Below are 20,338 nucleotides of genomic sequence, written 5' to 3' on the forward strand. Positions count from 1 at the left end.
GACCACGAGACCCGTGGTCCGGCGTCGGGCGCTGTGCGTCCCGGGGCTCCGAGCAACCCCGGTGCCGGCAGGGCACCCAAGCCCTCCCCCCGGCCGCGCTCGGGCAGCATCGCGGTCTTCACCGAGCTCGACGCGCGCAAGCTCGGACCGGTCCGCCGGTACTTCGTCCGTCACCCGGTCGTCATGGACTGGTTCGTCGCGGCCTGGTTCACGGTCCCCGGCCTCCTGACGACCCTGCTGCCGCCCGAGCACGCGCGCTACGGCGTCGCTGCCGCGACGCTCGTGGGCGGCGCCGTGCTGCTGTGGCGTCGGCGCAACCCGCTCCTGACCGCAGCGGCCATCGGGGTCCTCGCGGTCCTCACGATCGCTCTCAGCGGCGACTCGGCTGGCTTCGAGCTCGCGGTCGCGTTCGCGATCTACGCGGTCGCGACGACCTACCGCCCGGTCGTGGCGTGGAGCGTGCTCGGAGCCCTGGTCCTGACCGTGTGCACCGCAGAGATGATCTGGTACGACTTCGCGGTGAGCGAGTCCGGCGCGGTGGTGCGCGCCGAGGTGGGCAGCGGTGAGGTCACGGGGTCCCGGGTCGCGGCCGTCGCGATCACGCTCACGTTCGCGCTGCTGGGCATCGCGATCGGGTCGAGCGTGCGCGGCCGGCGTCTGCACGTCGCGGACCTCGTGGACCGTGCCAACGCGATCGCGCGCGACCGCGACCAGCAGGCGCAGCTCGCGGCCGCCGCAGAGCGGGCGAGGATCTCGCGCGAGATGCACGACGTCGTCGCGCACAGCCTGACCGTGATGGTCGCGCTCGCCGACGGAGCCAAGGCGCTGGGGGCCAAGGACCCCGAGCTCGCGGGCCAGGCGCTCGACGAGCTGACCGAGACGGGCCGGGCCGCGCTCGCCGACATGCGCCGGGTCCTGGGGGTCCTGCGCGACCCCGACGGCTCGGTCGCCCCCCTCACGCCCACCGCCGACGTGCCGACCATGGAGGACATCGCGGAGCGCTTCCGGCACGCGGGCCTGCCCGTGCGTCTCGTGCGGGTGGGCGTCCAGCCGGACCCCGACCCGGGGCTGCGTCAGGCGGCGCACAGGATCGTGCAGGAGTCGCTGACCAACGTCCTGCGCTATGCGCCCCTGACCCCCATGGTCGTGGTCGAGATCGCCCGGCGTGACGCGGGCGAGGTCGACGGTGGAGACTGGCTCGTGATCACGGTCACCAACAAGGCGGGGCGCGCACCGGGCGGGACGGCCCGGGACGGGGCGGACGCCCGCCCCCTGCCCGCGGGCATCGCGGGCGACCAACCCATCGGCACAGGAAGAGGGATCATCGGGATGCGCGAACGTGCGGCCTTCTACGGGGGGACGGTCACGGCCGGTCCCACGGGCTCGGGCTGGGAGGTCGTGGCGAGGCTGCGCCTCGACGGCACGGGGAGCGACCACGCGTCCCGGCCCGACGGCGGCACGGGGGCCCCGCTGTGAGCCTCCCGTCCACGAGGGGGCCGGGCGGCTCGGACGAGAGTGCCGAGGACGGCGCCCGGACGTCCGTGCCGCACGACGCCACGCACCCGGTCCGGGTCCTGCTCGTCGACGACCAGTCGCTGCTGCGCATGGGTTTCCGCATGATCCTTGCCGCCGAGGACGACATCGAGGTGGTCGGCGAGGCGAGCGACGGCGAGACCGCGTTCGCCCAGGCCACGGCCCTGCGCCCCGACGTGATCCTCATGGACGTGCGCATGCCGGGCGTCAACGGGATCGACGCGACCGAGCGGATCGTCGCCGAGCTGCCCGCGAGCCGGGTCATCATCCTCACGACGTTCGACCTCGACGAGTACGCGTTCGCGGCGCTGCGCGTGGGTGCGAGCGGGTTCCTCCTCAAGGACGCGCGGCCGGCCGAGCTCGTCGGCGCGATCCGCAACGTCGCGAGCGGCGACGCCGCGGTCTCGCCCCGGGTCACGCGCCGGATGCTCGAGATGTTCGCGGGCTACCTGCCCGAGGACGCGCACGCACAGGGTGCTGCGGGTCCCGGGCACGGTGTCGACGACCCGCGCCTGCGCGAGCTGACCGCGCGCGAGCTCGAGGTCTTCGCCGCGCTCGGCGAGGGGCTGTCGAACGCCGAGATCGCGGCGCGCTTCGTGGTCTCGGAGGCCACCGTCAAGACGCACGTGGGTCGGGTGCTCGGCAAGCTCGGACTCCGCGACCGGGTCCAGGCCGTGGTGCTGGCCTACGAGACGGGCGTGGCCCGCCCGAGCTGAGCGACGCCGTCGGGCCCCGGCTGGTGAGCGCCCGTGTTCAGGGGGATCGTCGGAGAGGACCCGACGCCCGTCGGCTCCGCCGCGCACGCCGCACGAGGGGACCGCCATGCCCGCTCACCACGACCCGTTCGACGCCGGGTTCTCCGGCGACCGCGACCGGGACTACGAGATCCGCACCGTCCTGGGCGGCGCCACGAACGGGACGGCGGACGTGGGCGAGGTCCTCGCGGCCGTCGCGCACGTCCGCGACAAGGACCACCAGGGGTGGTTCGACGCGTGGCACGCGCTCGGCGACCGCGTGGCCGGGATCGCCACGGACGCGGCAGCCGCCGGGCACGACGCGAGCGCTGCCGCCGCGTTCCTGCGCGCGTCCGCGTACTACGCGGTCGCGGTCGACGCGGTCGCGGCCCTCGGCAGCGACGACCTGCTCCTGCCCACCTTCCGCAAGCACCGCGCCGCGTGGGACCGGTGGGTCGGGACGAGCGGGCTCGACGTCGAACGCGTCGACGTCCCGTACGAGGACACGACCCTGCCCGGCTACCTCTTCCACGCCCCCCGGATGCCTGGCGGCTCGACGACCGGCGACGCGGGGCGCGGGCCCGCTGGTCCGCGACCTCTCCTGGTCGCGGTCAACGGGTCCGACGGCTCGTTGACCGCGATGTGGAACGCGTGCGCGGCGGGAGCCCTGCGTCGCGGCTACCACGCGTTCGTGTTCGACGGCCCGGGGCAGCAGTCGATGCTGTTCGAGCACGGCACGCCCTTCCGGTACGACTTCGAGGCGGTCCTGACTCCCGTGCTCGACGCCCTCGTGGACCGACCGGACGTGGACGCGCAGCGGGTCGCCGTCTACGGCTCGAGCCAGGCCGGGTACTGGGTGCCGCGGGCGCTCGCGTTCGAGCACCGCCCCGCGGCGGCCGTGGTCGATCCCGGGGTCGTCGAGGTCGCGGCCTCGTGGACGACGACGATGCCGAAGGCTCTCCTCAAGCTTCTCGACGAGGGCAAGGACCACGCGTTCGACCGGGACATGGACCTGGGCCTGCGCCTGTCGAAGGGCACGGCGGCCACGTGGCGGTTCCGTTCGCGGCCGTACGGCGTCGAGGGCTACGCCGCGACGCTCCGCGCGGTCCAGAAGTACGACCTGCGGGACGTCGCCGCCCGCATCACCACGCCCCTGCTCGTGACGGCCCCCGAGGGCGAGCAGTTCTGGCCCGGCCAGTCCGAGGAGCTCGTCCGGCTCGCGCCCGACGTCGCGACCCTCGTGCGGTTCACCGCCGCCGAGGGGGCGAGCCTGCACTGCCAGCCCCTCGCCCGCGCCCTGACCGAGCAACGGGTCTTCGACTGGCTCGACGAGGCGCTCGCCCCGGTGCTCGTGGCCGACGAGCGGTGAGCGCACGAGGCCCGCCCGTCCGGGAAGGACGGGCGGGCCTCGGTGTGCTGAGCCCTCGCGGGACAGCGTGCAGGACGCAGCAGGTGTCAGACCGCGGGCTCGACCTCCGGCTCCTCGGTGGTCTTGCCGACGAGCTCGGCGGCCTCGGCGTCACGCTTCGCAGCGCGCCTGGCAGCCCGCTTCTCGCCCGCACGCTCGGCGATCGTGTAGAGCACGGGCACCACGACGAGCGTGAGCAGCGTCGAGGACAGGAGCCCGCCGATCACGACGAGGGCGAGCGGCTGCGAGATGAACGAGCCGCCACCCGTGATGCCGATCGCCATGGGCGTGAGCGCGAAGATCGTCGCCGCGGCCGTCATGACGATGGGGCGCAGGCGCTGGCGCGAGCCCTCGAGCACGGCCTCGTCCAGCCCGCGCCCCTGCTGGCGGTACTGGTTGATGAGGTCGATGAGGACGATCGCGTTCGAGACCACGATCCCCACCAGCATGAGCATGCCGATGAGCGCCGGCACACCGAGCGGCGTGCCGGTCGCGAGCAGCAGGAGCAGCGCACCGGTCGCGGCGAAGGGGATCGACACGAGCAGGATGAACGGCTGCAGCAGGCTGCGGAACGTCGCGACCATGACGAGGTAGACGATCGCGATCGCGACCAGGAGCGCGAGGCCCAGGTCGGCGAACGCGTCGGCCTGCTGGGTCGCGACGCCGCCGAGCTCGACGGTCGCCCCGCCCGGCAGGTCGAGGTCGTCGATCGCGGCCGTGAGGGCCGTCGTGAGCGTGCCGAGGTCCTGGCTCGCGGGCGTGACCGCGATGGTCGCGCTGCGCTCGCCGTTGACCCGGGAGATCGACGTGGGGACCTCGACCTCGTCGATGCTCGCGATCTGCGTGAGCGGGACGACGCCCGCGGCCGTGGGTACCACGAGCGCCTCGAGCTCGTCGACCGTGGCAGGAGCCTGCCCGACGGCGACGCGCACCTGCACGGGGCCGTCACCGAGGTTCACGCTGCCCACGGGCGAGGGCGACATGAGGCTCGCGACGGTCCCGGCGACCTGGGTCTCGGTGAGCCCGACGGCGGCTGCCGCGTCCCGGTCGACCGTCACCTGGATCGTGGACTGCGCGCTCGCGAGGTTGTTGGTGACCTCGGACGCGCCCTCGGTGTCCTCGGCGAGCTGCTGGACCTGGTCGGCCGCGTCGGCCAGCGTCTCGGTGTCGGGAGCACGGACCACGAGGTCGACGGTCGAGCTGCCGAACGCCGCGTCGGCGCCCGCGACCGTGATGCCCTCGGAGTCCTCGCCGCCCAGGTCGGCGACCGCGTCACGGACCTCCTGCTGCGCCGCGACGCCGTCGGCGTCGGCCGAGAGGGTGAGCGAGAAGGTGGCCTTCGGCGACCCTCCGCCGCCGAAGAACGCGGCCTCGGGGCCGCCCGCGGTACCGACGGTCGTCTGGACGGTGTCGACGGACTCGAGGTCCATGAGCGCCTGCTCGACCTCACGAGCCGCGGCGTCCTGCGTCGCCAAGGACGTGCCCGGTGCGAAGGACTCGGTGACCGTGATCGTGTCCTGACCGGAGTCGCCCAGGAAGTTGGTCTCGAGGCGCGGCACGAGCGCTACCGTGCCCGCGAGGACCGCGACAGCGACCGTCAGCGTGATGGCGGGGTGGCGCAGAGCGGCGTTGAGCGTCGGCAGGTAGCCGCGCTGCCACAGCCCGCGGCGCTCCTTGAGCTCGGCCTCCTCGCGAGCCTGCTCCGCCACGATCCGAGCCTGCTCGGGGTCGGCCGGGACCGCGGGGGCCTTGATGAACCAGTAGGCCAGGACGGGGACGATCGTCAGCGCGACGAGCAGCGACGCCGTCATGGCGATCGCGACCGTCATGGCGAACGGACGGAAGAGCTCGCCGACCATGCCGCCGACCAGCGCGATGGGCAGGAAGACCGCGACGGTGCAGACGGTCGAGGCCGTGATCGCGCCGCCGACCTCCTTGACCGCGGTGAGGATCGCGGTGGTCTTCTTCTCGCCGTAGGACAGGTGTCTCTTGATGTTCTCGATCACGACGATCGAGTCGTCGACCACGCGGCCGATCGCGACCGTCATGGCCCCGAGGGTCAGGATGTTCAGGGTGTACCCGGTCGCGTTCATGACGATGAACGTGACGAACAGGGACAGCGGGATCGAGACGGCCGAGACGAGGGTCGAGCGCAGGGACGTGAGGAACAGCAGGATCACGACGACCGCGAACACCAGGCCGAGGAGGCCCTCGGTCGCGAGGCCCTCGATGGACTCCTCGATGAACGGGGCCTGGTCGAACACGACCTCGACGCGCACGTCGCTCGCCTCGAGGGCGCCGTCCATGTCCTCGATCGCGGTCTGGATCGCGTGCGAGACCTCGACCGTGTTGCCGGCCGGGGTCTTGGTGATCGCCACGGCGAGCGCGGGCTCGCCGTCGAGGCGCGAGTAGGAGGTCGCGGGCTGCGGGCCCACGGTCACGGTCGCGACGTCGCCCAGGGTCACGGGCGCGCTCGGAGCGATCCCGGCTGCGGCGCCCGCGGCGGACGCGGCCGGCGAGGCGACGAGCGGCAGGTTGATCAGGTCGTCGGCGCTCGTGACCGCCGAGCCGACCTGGACGGACAGGGTGCGGTCGCCCGCGGCGACCGTCCCGGCCGGGACGACCACTCCGTTGTCCTGGAGGATCGTGGTGACCTGGGCCGGGCTCAGGCCCGCGGCGGCGAGGGCCGCGACGTCGAGGTCGATCGTGACCTGCTGGTCGGCGACGCCGCTGACCGCGACGCTGCGCACGTCCGCGACCTCTTCGAGCGCGGGCACCACGACGCTGTCGACCGTCTGGGCGAGCGCTGCCTCGTCGGCTCCCCCGGAGACGGCGAGCTGGATCACGGGGAGGTCGTCGACCGAGCCGGTCACGACGGTCGGGTCCACGTCGGCGGGCAGCTGGCTGCTCACGCGCGTGACCGCGGTCTGGAGCTGCTGCGCGGCGAGGTCCATGTCGGTGCCGTACGTGAACTGCACGGTCGTCACGGACATGCCGGTCGAGGAGCTCGACGTGACGTCCTCGACGCCGTCGACTCCGCGGGCGGCGGTCTCGAGGGGGGTCGTGACCTGCTGCTCGACGATCGCCGGGGCAGATCCGGGGTACACGGCGACGACGGCGGCGGTGGGGATCTGCAGGCTCGGGATGAGCTCCTACTTGAGCGATCCCATGCTGACGACGCCGAACACGGCTATCGCGATCGTGGCGAGCGCGACGACGGCGCGGTTCGCCAACGACGTTCGGGCGAGACGGAACACGGGGCCTCCAGGGCACGGTGGATTGTCACGACGTCGTCGTCGCGGGGTCGTTAGCCTAACGCTAAGCAATTACGAGAAGTTCCCGTGTCCCACCAGCCGGGAAACCGCAGGTCACGGCCCCTCAGGGGGCCAGGGCGCCCGCCGCGCCTCCGATAGAGTCGGCCGCGTGACCCCGTCCCCCGACCCCGACCGCGCCCGGCTCGAGCACGAGCTCGTCGAGGCGCAGCGCGCCCTGCAGGAGCTCGTCCTCGCGCGACGCCTCGAGCCGCTCATGCGCACGCACCTGACGGCCCAGCAGATGCGCGCCCTGGGGATCCTGCTCATCGACGGCGAGCGCAGCACGACCCACCTCGGCGAGGTCCTGGGAGTCAGCCCCGCCACGATCTCCGGGATCGTCGACCGGCTCGAGGCCGCCGGCATGGCGTCCCGTCGCGCCGACCCCGAGGACGGGCGCGTCCGCCTCGTGGCCGCGACCGAGCGCGGTGCCGAGGCGGTGCGCAGCATCGTCGCGAACGACGGGCCCGCGGGTCCCGAGACGCTCGCACTGCTCACGGTCCCCGAGCTCGAAGGGCTCAAGGCGGGCCTCGGCGGGCTCCTGCGCGTCGTGCGCGAGGGTGGCGCGCGGGCCCCGGAGACCCCCGCCCAGGACACCTCGCACCCGGGCGAGCAGTAGGCGCGGGGCGGGCTGCGCCGTCGGGCCGGCGGCGGGCGCGTCCCCCCACGGATGCCCGACGGCGCCTCCCGCCTCCCGCTCAGATCTCGCCGAGCGCTTCCTCGGGCGTCCCCTCGACGGCCCGCGCACGACGGTTCCAGCGCGACCACAGGACCGACTCCCCCAGCTCGCCCGCCATCCTGTGGGCGGTCGCGAGGAACGCGACGACCCCGACGAGCAGCACGCCCGCGCCGACCCAGTACGGGACCGAGAGCCCGACCGGGTGGAGCAGGCCCGCGATCACGGGAGCCGGGGCCGCGAAGCCCCACCGGACCAGGTTGAAGGCACCGGTGGTCACGCGCCGGTCGGGGCTGCCGAGCGCGAGCGAGAGGTCGGTCAGGTTGGCGTTCGCGATGCCCATGAACACCCCGGCGACCACCAGGACGACGACCGACCCGGCCGTGCCGAGGTCGAGCGCGAGGGCCACCGTGGCCAGGAGCACGCCCACGACGGCGATCCCCATGGTCTGGACGGCACCGACCGTGTGCGCGAGCCTGTGCCCCACGACGAGGATGCCGAACGCGAGCCCGATGCCCCAGGCCGTGAAGACGAGGCCGAGCGGGATGACGTCGAGACCCAGGAACACCGGCGTGTAGCCCAGGATGATGAAGAACACGAAGTTGTAGGCCGCGGTCACGATGCACAGCGCCCGGAAGCCGGGCTTGCGGAAGAGCGCGAAGACCTGGCCCACGTGGAGCGGCGCCGGCTTCTCGGCCGGGTCCTTGAGACGTGTGATCGACAACGCGAGCGCGACGATCATGAACAGGCCGCACGCGAGGAACGGGATGCGCCAGCTGAACTGGCCCAGCAGCCCGCCGATGAGCGGGCCGACCGCGAAGCCCAGGCCCACGCAGGTCTCGAACAGCCCGACGACCCACTCGCGGTCGTTCGCGAGCGAGACGAGCAGGACCATCGCGGTCGCGAAGAACATCGCGTTGCCCAGTCCCCACAGCCCGCGCAGCGCGGCGAGCTGACCGATGTTCTGCGAGAGCGCCGCGAGGATCGCCGCGACGGCGACCAGGCTCACGCCCGCGCCGAGGACCTTCTTGTACCCGAACCTCCCGGTCGCGAGGACGGCCGGGATCATGCCGATCGCCATGACCGCGATGTAGGCCGTGAAGAGCAGCTCGATCTGCCAGGTGCTCGCGCCGATCTCCTGGCCGATGATCGGCAGGATCGGGTCGACCACGGCGATGCCCGCGATGGCGAAGAAGGCCGTGAGGGCGGTCGCGTAGATCGCGGTCTTGTTGGGCTCGTTCCTGGTGGTTCTGGACACACGTCCCCCGGGTCTGTGGGTGCTGGTGCGCGGGCCGCTGCGGCCTCGCTGGGAATTTACCTGCATCATGCAGATAACTACCTGTAGAATACACCCATGACAGCTGCTCGGGGTAACAGTTCTGTGGATCGCGTCGCCGAGGGCAACACCGGGGCGCCCGATCCGGCCGCGCGCGAGGTGCTCTCGACCATCGAGCTCAAGCTCGCCCAGCTCCTGCGACGCGCCGAACGGACGACGGCCGCAGGGCGCGCCAAGTCGGCCCGGGCGGGCGGGCCACCGAGCGGCTCCCTGGACAGGTCGGCCTACCTCCTGCTCCACGACCTCCTCGTCGACGGCGCCCAGAACGTCAACACCCTCGCCGACCACCTGGGCCTCGACGCCTCGACCGTGACCCGCCAGGTCGTCGCGATGGAGAAGGCCGGCCTCGCCCGCCGCACGCGCGACCCCGCGGACGGGCGCGCCGTCCTGGTCGAGGCCACGCCGCAGGGCATCGACGAGCTCGCCCGGCACCGCGAGATGCGCACCGAGCTCTACGCCGAGGTCCTGGCCGACTGGTCACGCCTCGACCGGGCGCTCCTGGGCGAGCTGCTCGAACGGCTCAACGACGACCTGGACGCCTACAAGCGCGGCGGACGCAGGGGTGGGGACTGACGGCGTCGCCACGGCGCAGCCCGGTCGGACGGCCCGTGCCCCTGGGCCCGTGCGACGGACGGGCGTCACAGCACCCGACGCAGGTCACGCGAGGCGCTGGGTAGCGAGATGACGCTCGAGGCGACCGACGGCACCCCGCAACCTCGTCCGGTCGGGACTCGTCAGCACGGCGCTCTCGTCCGCGTGCGGCAGATCGAGGATCAGAGTGACGCCGCACCCGCGGACAGCCGCCGAGCGTGCGCGCCCGCTCTTGCCATCGAGCAGCAGATCGGGTGGAGGCATCCGGATCGCCTGCCACGCGAAGAGCCACCCTTGGCCCGCCCGGTCGAGCCTGTCGGCAGCATCGAGCACCTCCGCCGGGCTCATGATCAGGTCGTACCGGAGCCTCCGCACCCTGCGAACCCCCGCGACATCGAGCGGTGCGAGCGGGACGTCGACGTCGTGCCAGCCCGACCGGAAGGGTAGGTGCCCCTCGATCACCACGAACGGGACCTCCAGATCGAGGGCCTGCACGAGCGTCGACGGGTGCATGCCGTGCACGCCGACCGACCACAACCCGTCAGCCGTCTCGCGCGGCTCCTCGATGCTCACGGTGACACCCTAGCCAGTCGGGCCCACCACGCCCGCCCACAACAGCTCCAAAGAACTTGTTGCAAAGAAACTCTTGCAAAGAGATCTTTGCATCGCTACGGTGGTGTCATGCCCACGAACCACGAACCCGAGCAGGCACCCGAGCCCCGCACTCAGCGGCCCGTCGGCCCTGACGCGCTCAAGGCGCTGTCGCACCCGTTGCGGATCCAGATCCTCGATCTCCTGGGTCACCACAGCGCACTGACGGCGAGCGGTCTGGCCGAGCTGCTCGGCGAGTCGAGCGGCGCCACGAGCTACCACCTGCGCCAGCTCGAGCGTCACGGGTTCGTCCAGGAGGTCCCGGGCCGTGGCACCGCCCGCGAGCGCTGGTGGGAGCGAGCGCCCGGCGGGTTCACCATCGAGCTGCCCGACGACGAGGCCGCGGCCGACGACGGCAACCAAGGCGCCGTCGTCGCGACGCTGGCGGTCAACCGCGAGTTCGAGGCCATGCGTCAGCGCAAGATCATGGACTTCCTCGACAACGCCCGCACCCTCGACCGCGCGTGGCTCGACTCGGGCGCGACGCTCGCCACGATCAACATGTGGCTCACCAAGGAGCAGCTCGCCGAGGTGCAGGCCGAGTGGCAGCGCTTCAGCGACACGGTCCTCGACCGGTTCGCCGGTCAGCAGGACACCCCCGGGGCCCGCCCCGTCCAGGTCCACTTCAACGCGTTCCCCCTGATCAACGGCAAGGAGAACCCCTCATGAGCGCCTACGCACCGACCCGCGCCGACCTCCGTTCACCGTCCCTGCGCGCGCTGCGCCCGAGCGACCGGTTCCTCGTCGTGACGGGCGCCCGGCTCACGACCTGGGGCGAGCGCCGCGCAGCCTCGCACGCGCTGCGGCTCGCTCGCCGCACCGGGCTCGACGCCGCCGCGGACGACCGGGCACAGCTCGCCGCTCGTCTGCACGAGGGCCGCTCGATGGTCTGACCGGGTCCCGCGGTGCGTCGTCGCACCGCGGATCCCGTCTGCCGTCGGCAGATCCGCCCCCGGCAGATACCCCGACCTCGCTCTCCTCCCCCGCGAGATGGTCGAGGCATGACGAACCAGCCACCGCTCCTGCGGACCGAGGCGGCCCCGCCGCCCAGTTCCCCCTTCGACGACCAGCTCGCGTCGCGCCTGCTGCACCAGCGCATCGTGGTCCTCGGCACGGCCGTCGACGACGCCGTCGCGAACCGCGTGTGCGCGCAGATCCTCCTGCTCTCGGCCGAGGACCCGCGCGCCGACATCGCGCTCTACATCAACTCGCCCGGCGGCTCGGTGAGCGCGGGGCTCGCGATCTACGACACCATCCAGCTCGTCCCCAACGACGTCAGCACGCTCGCCATGGGCTTCGCCGCGAGCATGGGCCAGTTCCTGCTGTGCACGGGCACCGCGGGCAAGCGCTACTCGCTCCCCCACGCGCGCATCATGATGCACCAGCCGTCCGCCGGGATCGGGGGGACGGCCGTGGACATCGCGATCCAGGCCGAGAACCTCGAGTACACCAAGGGACTCATGCACCGGCTCACGGCCGAGCACACGGGCCAGACCACCGAGACCGTCACGGCCGACAGCGACCGCGACCGCTGGTTCACGGCCGAGCAGGCCCTCGCCTACGGCATGGTCGACCACGTCGTCACGTCGGTCGACGACGTCCGCCCCACCGCCCACTCCCGGAAGGTCGGCCTCTGATGTCCACCTACACGATCCCGACGGTCGTCGAGCGCACCCCGCTCGGCGAGCGCGCGTTCGACGTCTTCAGCCGCCTCCTCTCGGAGCGCATCATCTTCCTCGGAACAGAGATCGACGACGGCGTCGCCAACGTCGTCATGGCCCAGCTCCTGCACCTCGAGTCGGACGCCCCCGACCAGGAGATCGGGCTCTACATCAACTCCCCCGGCGGGTCGATCACGGCGCTCATGGCCATCTACGACACCCTGCAGTTCATCCGCTCGGACGTCTCGACGATCTGCATGGGTCAGGCTGCGTCGGCCGCCGCGGTGCTGCTCGCCGCGGGGACGCCCGGCAAGCGGTTCGTGCTCGAGCACTCGCGGGTCCTGCTGCACCAGCCCTCGGGCGGCGCCGAGGGCACCATCTCCGACCTGACGCTCCAGGCCCAGGAGATCCTGCGCCTGCGCGCGGAGACCGAGCTCGTCCTGGCGCGGCACACGGGCCAGACCGTCGAGCGGCTGCGGGCCGACACCGACCGTGACCGCATCTTCACGGCCCACCAGGCCGTGGAGTACGGGCTCGCCGACGCCGTGGTGACCTCGCGCAAGTTGCCGGTCGCGGCGTAGGTGCGTGGCGCCGTCGGGCACGGTGGTCCCCCTGCCCGACGGCGTCGCTCACCTCCCGCGCCCGGGTCGCCCGCGCGGTGAGCCGGGCGGGCGGAGGGGAGGCTACTTCTTGCGGCCGAACCAGCCACGGCGCTCGGGCCGCTCGGGCGGCGGCGCCGGCGCGGGCTCCGGCTCCGGGGGGGCCGTGAGCGTCGCGGACAGGTTCGTCAGGCGACCGTGACCGTCGAACGCGACCGTCACCTCGCCGTCGGACGCCCCGACGACGGCCGTCTGCTCGTCGAGCCACCGGATGTCGAGGCCGCGCAGGACCGCGTACGCGCGCACCGCGCGGCGGTGGTCGGCGACCGTCGTGCTGCCGATCCCCTCCGGGATCACGCGCAGGACCCGCGGGACCGAGGCCGGCGGGAGCTCGAACCGCGGGTGGGTCAGCAGGAACCATGCGCACGTCCCGCCGCCCGTGGGGGCCGCGAAGTGCGTGAAGTGGCCCGTGACGGCCTTGGCCGCGAGCGCGAGCCGGTACGGGACCGCGTCGGTCAGGAGGATCTCGGCCGTGCTCAGCTCGAAGATCCCTCCCGAGACCCCGCGCTGGTGGACGTGCTCGGCCGCGGCCACGACGCCCTCGGGGAAGTTGTTCACGTTGTGCCAGCCCCACAACCAGCTCTGCGTCCCCGGGGCCGCGGTGCCCAGGAAGTGCGCCCCGCACACCAGCGGGATCTCGCTGTGGAACGTGAGCGTGCCCGCCTGGAGGTCGGCGTCCCACGCCGACTCGCCACCCAGCTCGGCGAAGTGCGCCTGGTGCTCGGTCGAGAGGATCACGGCTCGGTCGACGAGGTCCTGGAGGGTCGGGGCCGGGTTCGTCTGCGACATCCGTTCAGCACACCACCGACCGGACGCGGGCGCGCGGCGAAACGGACAGATCGCCGCGCGGGAGGGGGCGATTCACCCTCGGCGGAATTGGTGGCTCGCCGGAGCGCGCGGCCCGCGGGCGAGGGGACGAGGCGGGCCCGGCCGGGGACGGCGCGGTGGACGGGGTGAGCCGAGGCGATCAGGCCGCGAGCAGCAGGACCGTCGTGGTGGGCGTGGTGCTGCGCACCGGTGCGCTGCTGCGGCGCGGCGCGGCGCCGAGCGTGTGGAGATCGCGCGCGGCACGCGGGCGTGACGTGAGGCTGCGGCGCTCGACGCCCGCACGGCGGTTCGCCTCGGCGTCGAACTCGTCCTGGCTGCGCGCCAGCAGGTCGACCACGCGCAGGCCGAGAGCGCGGCAGATCGCGGCGAGCACCTCCGAGGACGCCTCCTTGCGGCCGCGCTCGACCTCCGAGAGGTACGCGGTCGAGACCTGCGCCGCGAGGGCGACGTCGAGCAGGGTGCGCGCCTGCTCGGTGCGCTCTGCCCGCAGGATCCCGCCCACGACGTGGCGCAGCAACGGTTCGGCGGTCCGGCGCTCGAAGAGCACCACCTGGCCTGCGGCTGCCATCGCGTGCTCCTTCGTCGCGGTCGTGGGCTCGGCGGCCCTCGTCCCCTCAACCTAGCGCCGCCCTGCGGCCCAGAGGCCCGCAGGAGTGGCTCGTCTGCTCCTGGCGTAACGTGGGAACGACTCCGAGGAGACCTTCGCGAGAGGCGGCCCACCGATGTTCCGCACGCTCTTCCCCATCCTCGTCACGACCGACCTCGACCGGTCGCTCGGCTTCTACCGCGACCTCCTGCGCGGCACCGTGGAGTACCAGTTCCCTGCCGACGGCCCACCCGTCTACGTCTCGGTCGCCGTGGGCGACGCGTCGCTCGGGATCGGGGTCGACCGCGAGAGCACCGACGTCGGGCACGCTCACCTGTGGGTCACGGTCGACGACTGCGACCTGGCCGTGTCGCACCTGGCCGCGGCCGGCGTCGTCGTGGTCTCGCCGCCCGAGGACCAGCCGTGGGGCGAACGCGTCGCCCGGGTGCTGGACCCTGACGGCAACCAGGTGTCCCTCGGCCAGGAGGCCGCCGAGGACCCGGAGCCGGACGGGCCGACGGGGTTGTCGTAGGCAGGGTGCCCCCACTGGGACTCGAACCCAGACTGCGCCGATTTTAAGTCGGATGCCTCTGCCGATTGGGCTATGGGGGCCCGGGTGAGGATATCTCGGCGACGGCCAGGGACACCGCACGGCCCGCACGGCGCGCCCTGCGCTACGACCCGGCCAGCGCCCAGCGGATCGCCTGCGTGACGGTCCGGCCACCCGCCCGCACGAGCACCGACTCGCCCCGCATCGGCCACCGCACCGGGATCATGCGCCGAGACCACGGGGGCAGCGACGCGACCGAGGCCGCGCCCAGGGCTGCGTACGGGCCACGAGCGAGGAACGGGAGCGGCGGCTCGGACAGCAGGAAGCGAGCGACGTCGTCGGACTCGGTGGTCCTGGCGAGCTGCGGGCGGAACTCCTCGAAGGCCCGCGCCAGCTCGGCACGCGAGCGCGGCGGGTCCACGGCTCCGAGCCGGTCCGCGATCGTCGCGGCCTGGGCCAGGTACTCGTCGCAGCCCGCGGCGTCGAGGGGACGCTCGCCGTAGCGCTGGTGCGCGGCGAGGAAGCTGTCGGCCTCGGCCACGTGGACCCAGCGCAGCAGCCAGGGGTCGTCGGCAGCGTACGGGCGACCGTCGGGAGCCGTGCCGCGCACGCGGACGTGCACCGAGCGGACCACGTCGATCGCCTGCTGCGCGTGCTCGACCGTCCCGAACGTCGTGACCGCGAGGAAGGTGCTCGTGCGGGCCAGGCGACCCCACGGGTCGCCGCGGTACCCCGAGTGCGCCGCGACCGCCGCCATGGCGAGCGGGTGCAACGACTGGAGCAGCAGGGCGCGCAGGCCGCCCACGAACATCGACGCGTCGCCGTGGACGCGCGCGATCGCCGAGTCCGGTGCGAACCAGCGGGGGCCCGGGGTGTCGTGGATCCGAGAGCGCTCGGCCGGGCCGTCCGGGCCTGCGACACGCTCGAACAGGGCACGGCCCGCACGGGACCGCAGGTCGTCGACCACGCGAGTGCTCACCCGTCCATTGTGCGCGCCGGTCGGCCTCCCGGGACGCCGCGAGGGCGGCCCCTTCCGGGACCGCCCTCGCGGGACGTGCTGACGTGCGGGTGGCTCAGGCCTTGGTCGAGGCCTTCTTGGTCGCCTTCTTGGCCGGACCGTGGCCCGCGTCGGTGCCCGCTGCCTCGGCGGGAGCAGCCGTGGAGGACTTCGCCTCGGCACCGCCCGACTCGGCCTCGGCGGCCGACGACACGGCCTCCTGCTTGACGGGCTCGCCCGCAGCCTTGGGGGGCACGGACGCCTGGCGGAACTCCGCGCGCGGGTCGTGGAGCGAACCGAGCGAGACGAGCTCGCGGCCCATGAGGAACTGACCCATCCAGCCGATCGCGATGCGGATCTTGCGGTTGCCCGTGGGCATCGCCATCACGTGGTAGCTGCGGTGCATGGCCCAGGCGAGGAAGCCCTTGAGCTTGAAGATGCCGAACAGCTCGGCGACACCCTTGTACAGGCCGAGCGAGGCGACCGTACCGACGCTCTTGTGCTTGTACTCGACGGGCTCGTCGCTGCGCAGCACGGCGACCAGGTTGTCGGCGAGGCGCGTGGCCTCGCGGATCGCGTGCTGAGCGTTCGGCGGGCAGAACTTGCCGGGGTTCAGCAGGTCCGGGACGGCGGCGCAGTCGCCCGCGGCCCAGGCGTCGGGGATGACGTTGCCGTCCTCGTCCGCGACCTGGAGCGTCGGGAGCACGATCACGCGGCCGAGCTTGTCGACCGGCAGGTCCGAGTTCTCCTTGAGGACCGGGTTCGCCTTGACGCCCGCGGTCCACACGATCGTGTCGGTGTCGAACTCGACGCCAGTCGAGGTGACGACGTGACCGTCGACGCACGAGGACAGGAACGTGTTGAGGTGGAACTCGATGCCGCGCTTCTTGAGCTCTTCAAGCGCGTAGAGGCCCATGGGCTCGGAGACCTCGGGGAGGATGCGCCCCGAGCCCTCGATCATCACGAAGCGCAGGTCCTCGGGGTTGATCGTCGGGTAGTTGCGGGTCGCGTAGCGCGCCATGTCCTCGATCTCGGCGATCGCCTCCATGCCGGCGAAGCCGCCGCCGATGAAGGCGAACGTGAGCATGCGCTTGCGCAGGTCCTGGTCCCAGGTGGACGACGCGACGTCCATCCGGTTGATGACGTGGTTGCGGACCGCGATGGCCTCTTCCACGTTCTTGAAGCCGATCGCGTTCTCCGCGAGGCCCGGGATGGGCAGCGTGCGCGAGACCGAGCCGAGGCCGACGATCAGGTGGTCGTAGGAGACCGAGTAGTCGTCGCCCTCCTCCGGGTGGATCGTGATGTTGCGCCCGGCGTGGTCGATCTCGACGACCTTGCCCTGGAGCACGTCGACACCCTTGAGGGCGCGGCGGTGGGGCGCGACGACGTCGCGCGCGTCGATCGACCCGGCGGCGGCCTCCGGCAGGAAGGGCGCGTACGTCATGTACGGGCGCGGGTCGACGACGACGATGGCCGCCTCGCGCTTGCCGAGCTTCTTGCGGAGACGGCGGGCCGAGTACAGACCGACAGAGCCGCCACCCAGGACGATGATGCGGGGGACCTTGCGGGGACGCGGCGACGCAGCGTTGTCCGCGTTCTGGGCAGGGGTGACCGAGGTCAGGTCATTCTGAGGCATGAAACCAGAGTATTACCGTCTTCAACTTCTTGGTGAACTTCTGTCCGATCCGTGGGCGTGACAACCTTCACAAGCGGCCTGTTTGCGTGTCGTTTGGGGGCGGTACGGCGCTTTGGCGAGGGTTGCGAGGTCGCCGAACCCGAGGTTCGCCAGGCGACCGACGTGGGTCGCCTGGAGAACCTCGGGTGACGGACGGGGCTCAGCCGCCCGACGACGCAGCTCCCGTCGAGGCCTCGAGCACCGGTCGGGCCGTGGCCGGGGCGGGCGCGCCCGGCCCCCGGCCCGAGGGGGCCGTGGTCCCCTCGACCGGCTGGTCGACCGGGGTCTCGCCGCCGACCGGGGCCTCCGGGGAGGCCGGCACCTCGGGGGCTGCCGGGTCCGGCGCAGTGCCGGGCGTGGCGTCAGGTGCGGTGCCGGGCGACGTGCCGGGCGTGGCCGCCTGTCCGCCGCCGCCCGTCGAGGGCACCAGGAGCGGCTGCGCCTGCAGGAAGGGCGACGGCATGGACCGCGGCTGCTCGCCCTCGAGCGGCACGGGACGCTCGGAGCCGTCCCACTCGACCGCGTCGTCGGGCAGCCCGCGCAACGGGTACACGTTCCAGCGCTCGCGCCCGTCGGTCGAGAACGACGGCTGGAAGTACCAACCCTGCTCGAAGTCCGGGAGGGTCCAGGCCTGCGTGGTGCCCTCCCCCGTGATGGTCCGGACGGGACGCCCCCGGTCGTCGAAGATCTGCACGTCCTGGAGAGCCCGACCGCTCGCGTCGTAGACGAACAGGTTGCTGACCTGCGAGCCGTCGACGAACACGCCGCCGTCCCCGCTCCCTGTGCTGACCTGGCTCATCCCGTCGCGCTGAGCCGCCTCGTAGCCGGCCCCGTATCCGATCTCGTGGCCGTGAGAGTACGACCCGCCATCGTCGTAGCCGCCCCAGCCGGTGAGCCCGTTGCTCGCACCGAAGGCCGCACCCAGGAGGAGGGGCACAGCCACGACGACCGCGACGACGTTCACGACCTTGCGCAGGACGTGCACCGCGCGCCATCGCAGCCACCGGCCCCTCCCCCACTGCACGCTCACGACGATCGCCGCGAGCAGGAGCAGGCGCCAGAACGGCACCTGTGGCACGAGGCCGAAGCCCTCCGAGCCGCCCAGCCACTGGTGCACGACGAGCACCACGACCCACGCGCGCAGCACCCACCACACGGGCCGCAGCTCGGCTGCGAACTCCCTGAACGCGGCCCACTGCGGGGTGGACGTCAGCGGAGCCCACAGGGACTTCCACCCCGACTCGAAGATCCCTCCGACCACGGTCAACCGACCGCGCACCCCGATCCGTGGGCGGGGCCCCGGTGCTGCGGGATCCAGGCCGGCCGCCGACCGGAGCTCGGCCGCGTACTCGGCGGCCGGACCGAAGCGTGCGGTGACGTCGAGGAACGAGGTCGCTCCGCCGTCGGGCACCTCGCTCCCCGCAGGGGCGGGCCGCAGCGCACCCGGCATGTCGGCGAGCGCCTCCGCGAGGTCCGCCTCGAGGCCGTCCGTGAGGTCGTCGACCTGCTCGGGCGACAGGTCCGCGAGGTGCGCGCGGACTTCCGCGGCGTAGCGGTGGACCTGGTCGAGGATCACGTCCTCGGGGCTCATGGTCGTGGACATCACGCGGCTCCTTCCGAGGTCCCGAGGAGGCCGGTCAGCGTGCCGGAGAACTCCTGCCACTCCTTGCGCTGGGTGTCGAGCACGGCCCGCCCCTGCGCGTTGATGCCGTAGTACTTGCGGTGCGGGCCCTCGTCGGAGGGGACCACGTAGCTCGTGAGCATCCCGCCCGAGTACAGGCGGCGCAGCGTGCCGTAGACCGACGCGTCACCCACCTCGACGAGCCCTGCGGCTCGTAGGCGGCGCACGACGTCGTACCCGTACCCGTCCTCGTCCGCGACGACGGCGAGGACCGCCGCGTCGAGGACGCCCTTCAACAGCTGTGTGGTGTCCACCCTGACTCCCTGCTCGACCGGCTCCTGTGCGGCAGACACTACTACGCGAACCGCACTACCGGTCAGAGCGAACTACCGCGTGTCGCGCTCGTGAGCACACACCGTCGCCGAGAAGTGAGCAGATGCCCCTGGATCGCGCGATCCAGGGGCATCTACTCACTTCTCGGCGGAGCGATGCTCATGCACAGGCCGCCCCCACGTGACCGTTTCCACCGAAGCCCCCGGGGCCTCGACCGCGAGGCGGGGTTTCCCGCCACAGTGCGTGCATGCGCACCGACGAACCGTTCACGGTGGCCGAGGGCCGAGCCGCCGGCCTCTCCACCAAGGAGCTGCGCCATCCCCGCCTGGCGATCCCCACACGGGGACTGCGTGTCGCCGCGACCAGGGCCGACGACCTCACCGTCCGGGCCGGCGCGCTGCTGAGGTGCGCGCCGCCCGGCTCGGCGATCAGCCACGGCAGCGCGCTCCGTCTGGTCGGCGTCGACCTTACCCGGCAGGTCGACCGCGACGACCTCGTGCACGTCAGCGTCCCGAGCAGCGCCGTCGTGCCGCGCCGGGCCGGGTACGTGATCCACACGTACGACGCCGACCTGCCGGTACGCCGGACGAACGGACTGCTGGTCGTGACCGCGGAGCATGCGTGGCGCCAGCTCGCCGGGGTGCTGCCCCTCGACGAGCTGGTCGTTCTCGGCGACTCGCTGCTGCGTCGCAAGGGCGCGGTCTCCGACCGCGCCTCGTTGGAGGCGACCGTCCACGCCACGCCGCCCGGGGCGCGTGGTGTCGCACGGATGCGTGCGGCGCTCGACGACCTCCGCCCAGGCACCGACTCGCCCATGGAGACCAGGGCGCGGCTCGTCCTCGTGCGTGCGGGTCTGCCGTGCCCAGCCGTCAACGTTCCCGTCCTGGACCCGGCCGGACGCTTCGTCGCGCTCCCGGACATGACCTACCTGGCAGAGAAGATCGCGATCGAGTACGACGGGGACGTGCACCGGACCGACATGCGGACGTGGCGCCGGGACGTCGAGAAGCGGCAGTGGCTCGAGGACCTCGGGTGGAGGACCGTGGTCGTCACGGCCGACGACGTCTATCGCCACCCCGCCCGGCTGGTCGAACGCGTGGCGGCCCTGCTCCGGGCTCGTGCGGTCCCGGGGCGTGCCGAGAAGTGAGCAGATGCCCCTGGATCGCGCGATCCAGGGGCATCTACTCA

At 72.6% G+C, this 20,338-nt stretch carries 20 protein-coding genes and 1 tRNA gene; 11 read left to right on the top strand and 10 right to left on the bottom strand.

The features are described 5' to 3' along the window. Positions 1–33: 33 nt before the first annotated feature. The 3 genes from H9641_RS01380 (at position 34) to H9641_RS01390 (ending at position 3,636) form a co-directional block, all read left to right on the top strand. Positions 34–1,476, top strand: coding sequence for a sensor histidine kinase (locus H9641_RS01380; protein ID WP_191800313.1), 1,443 nt, complete (start codon positions 34–36; stop codon positions 1,474–1,476). A 128-nt stretch (positions 1,477–1,604) separates the two neighbouring features. After that, the gene (locus H9641_RS01385) at positions 1,605–2,249 is read left to right on the top strand and encodes a response regulator (RefSeq protein WP_197486996.1); all 645 of its coding nucleotides are present in this window, start codon (positions 1,605–1,607) and stop codon (positions 2,247–2,249) included. Positions 2,250–2,355: 106 nt separating this feature from the next. Continuing rightward, the gene (locus H9641_RS01390) at positions 2,356–3,636 is read left to right on the top strand and encodes an alpha/beta hydrolase family protein (RefSeq protein ID WP_191800316.1); all 1,281 of its coding nucleotides are present in this window, start codon (positions 2,356–2,358) and stop codon (positions 3,634–3,636) included. An 86-nt stretch (positions 3,637–3,722) separates the two neighbouring features. Here the strand turns inward: H9641_RS01390 and H9641_RS01395 are convergent, their stop codons facing one another. Next, on the bottom strand, positions 3,723–6,821 hold the full coding sequence (locus tag H9641_RS01395) for an efflux RND transporter permease subunit (protein WP_318244328.1): 3,099 nt from the start codon (positions 6,819–6,821) through the stop codon (positions 3,723–3,725). A 277-nt stretch (positions 6,822–7,098) separates the two neighbouring features. Between H9641_RS01395 and H9641_RS01400 the strand changes: the two genes are divergently transcribed. Continuing rightward, complete coding sequence (locus tag H9641_RS01400; RefSeq protein WP_191800318.1) at positions 7,099–7,605, top strand: MarR family winged helix-turn-helix transcriptional regulator; 507 nt, start codon at positions 7,099–7,101, stop codon at positions 7,603–7,605. A gap of 79 nt (positions 7,606–7,684) precedes the next feature. Here the strand turns inward: H9641_RS01400 and H9641_RS01405 are convergent, their stop codons facing one another. Continuing rightward, positions 7,685–8,920, bottom strand: a complete 1,236-nt coding sequence (locus H9641_RS01405; RefSeq protein ID WP_318244312.1) for an MFS transporter — start codon at positions 8,918–8,920, stop codon at positions 7,685–7,687. A gap of 96 nt (positions 8,921–9,016) precedes the next feature. On the opposite strand from H9641_RS01405, the gene H9641_RS01410 reads away from it, so the two are divergent. Further along, positions 9,017–9,571, top strand: a complete 555-nt coding sequence (locus H9641_RS01410; RefSeq protein ID WP_191800321.1) for a MarR family winged helix-turn-helix transcriptional regulator — start codon at positions 9,017–9,019, stop codon at positions 9,569–9,571. An 84-nt stretch (positions 9,572–9,655) separates the two neighbouring features. Here the strand turns inward: H9641_RS01410 and H9641_RS01415 are convergent, their stop codons facing one another. After that, positions 9,656–10,162, bottom strand: a complete 507-nt coding sequence (locus H9641_RS01415; protein ID WP_191800323.1) for a hypothetical protein — start codon at positions 10,160–10,162, stop codon at positions 9,656–9,658. Positions 10,163–10,270: 108 nt separating this feature from the next. Between H9641_RS01415 and H9641_RS01420 the strand changes: the two genes are divergently transcribed. From H9641_RS01420 to H9641_RS01435, 4 genes are all read left to right on the top strand, one after another. Further along, the gene (locus tag H9641_RS01420) at positions 10,271–10,909 is read left to right on the top strand and encodes an ArsR/SmtB family transcription factor (protein WP_191800325.1); all 639 of its coding nucleotides are present in this window, start codon (positions 10,271–10,273) and stop codon (positions 10,907–10,909) included. Next, entirely contained in the window at positions 10,906–11,133 is a 228-nt protein-coding gene (locus H9641_RS01425; protein ID WP_191800327.1) for a hypothetical protein, read from the top strand. The genes H9641_RS01420 and H9641_RS01425 overlap by 4 nt, the downstream gene beginning before the upstream one ends. Positions 11,134–11,241: 108 nt before the next feature. After that, positions 11,242–11,877, top strand: a complete 636-nt coding sequence (locus H9641_RS01430) for a ClpP family protease (RefSeq protein ID WP_056645766.1) — start codon at positions 11,242–11,244, stop codon at positions 11,875–11,877. Then, entirely contained in the window at positions 11,877–12,482 is a 606-nt protein-coding gene (locus H9641_RS01435; RefSeq protein WP_056645763.1) for an ATP-dependent Clp protease proteolytic subunit, read from the top strand. Before H9641_RS01430 ends, H9641_RS01435 begins: the two co-directional genes overlap by 1 nt. 102 nt (positions 12,483–12,584) lie before the next feature. Here H9641_RS01435 and H9641_RS01440 read toward each other — a convergent pair whose 3' ends face one another. Together H9641_RS01440 and H9641_RS01445 are read right to left on the bottom strand one after the other, a co-directional pair. Continuing rightward, positions 12,585–13,349: a DUF6882 domain-containing protein gene (locus H9641_RS01440; RefSeq protein WP_191800328.1), complete on the bottom strand. Its 765-nt coding sequence runs from the start codon at positions 13,347–13,349 to the stop codon at positions 12,585–12,587. A 178-nt stretch (positions 13,350–13,527) separates the two neighbouring features. Next, positions 13,528–13,956: a helix-turn-helix domain-containing protein gene (locus H9641_RS01445; RefSeq protein ID WP_191800330.1), complete on the bottom strand. Its 429-nt coding sequence runs from the start codon at positions 13,954–13,956 to the stop codon at positions 13,528–13,530. A 154-nt stretch (positions 13,957–14,110) separates the two neighbouring features. On the opposite strand from H9641_RS01445, the gene H9641_RS01450 reads away from it, so the two are divergent. Beyond that, positions 14,111–14,506 (top strand): VOC family protein, encoded by a 396-nt coding sequence (locus tag H9641_RS01450; protein ID WP_191800332.1) that lies wholly within the window; start codon positions 14,111–14,113, stop codon positions 14,504–14,506. A gap of 6 nt (positions 14,507–14,512) precedes the next feature. Here the strand turns inward: H9641_RS01450 and H9641_RS01455 are convergent. The 5 genes from H9641_RS01455 to H9641_RS01475 form a co-directional block, all read right to left on the bottom strand. After that, positions 14,513–14,586, bottom strand: a tRNA-Leu gene (locus tag H9641_RS01455). Between the two features lie 62 nt (positions 14,587–14,648). Beyond that, positions 14,649–15,503, bottom strand: coding sequence for an oxygenase MpaB family protein (locus tag H9641_RS01460; RefSeq protein ID WP_191800334.1), 855 nt, complete (start codon positions 15,501–15,503; stop codon positions 14,649–14,651). 94 nt (positions 15,504–15,597) lie between these two features. After that, on the bottom strand, positions 15,598–17,157 hold the full coding sequence (locus H9641_RS01465; protein ID WP_191800335.1) for an NAD(P)/FAD-dependent oxidoreductase: 1,560 nt from the start codon (positions 17,155–17,157) through the stop codon (positions 15,598–15,600). Between the two features lie 199 nt (positions 17,158–17,356). Next, positions 17,357–18,799 (bottom strand): hypothetical protein, encoded by a 1,443-nt coding sequence (locus tag H9641_RS01470; protein ID WP_191800337.1) that lies wholly within the window; start codon positions 18,797–18,799, stop codon positions 17,357–17,359. After that, complete coding sequence (locus H9641_RS01475; protein ID WP_191800339.1) at positions 18,799–19,131, bottom strand: PadR family transcriptional regulator; 333 nt, start codon at positions 19,129–19,131, stop codon at positions 18,799–18,801. The genes H9641_RS01470 and H9641_RS01475 overlap by 1 nt, the downstream gene beginning before the upstream one ends. Positions 19,132–19,397: 266 nt before the next feature. Here H9641_RS01475 and H9641_RS01480 point away from each other — a divergent pair, with 266 nt between their 5' ends. Then, positions 19,398–20,297 (top strand): endonuclease domain-containing protein, encoded by a 900-nt coding sequence (locus H9641_RS01480; RefSeq protein ID WP_191800341.1) that lies wholly within the window; start codon positions 19,398–19,400, stop codon positions 20,295–20,297. Positions 20,298–20,338 lie beyond the last annotated feature (41 nt).

The organism is Oerskovia merdavium (assembly GCF_014836755.1).
Taxonomy (GTDB): Bacteria; Actinomycetota; Actinomycetes; order Actinomycetales; family Cellulomonadaceae; genus Oerskovia; species Oerskovia merdavium.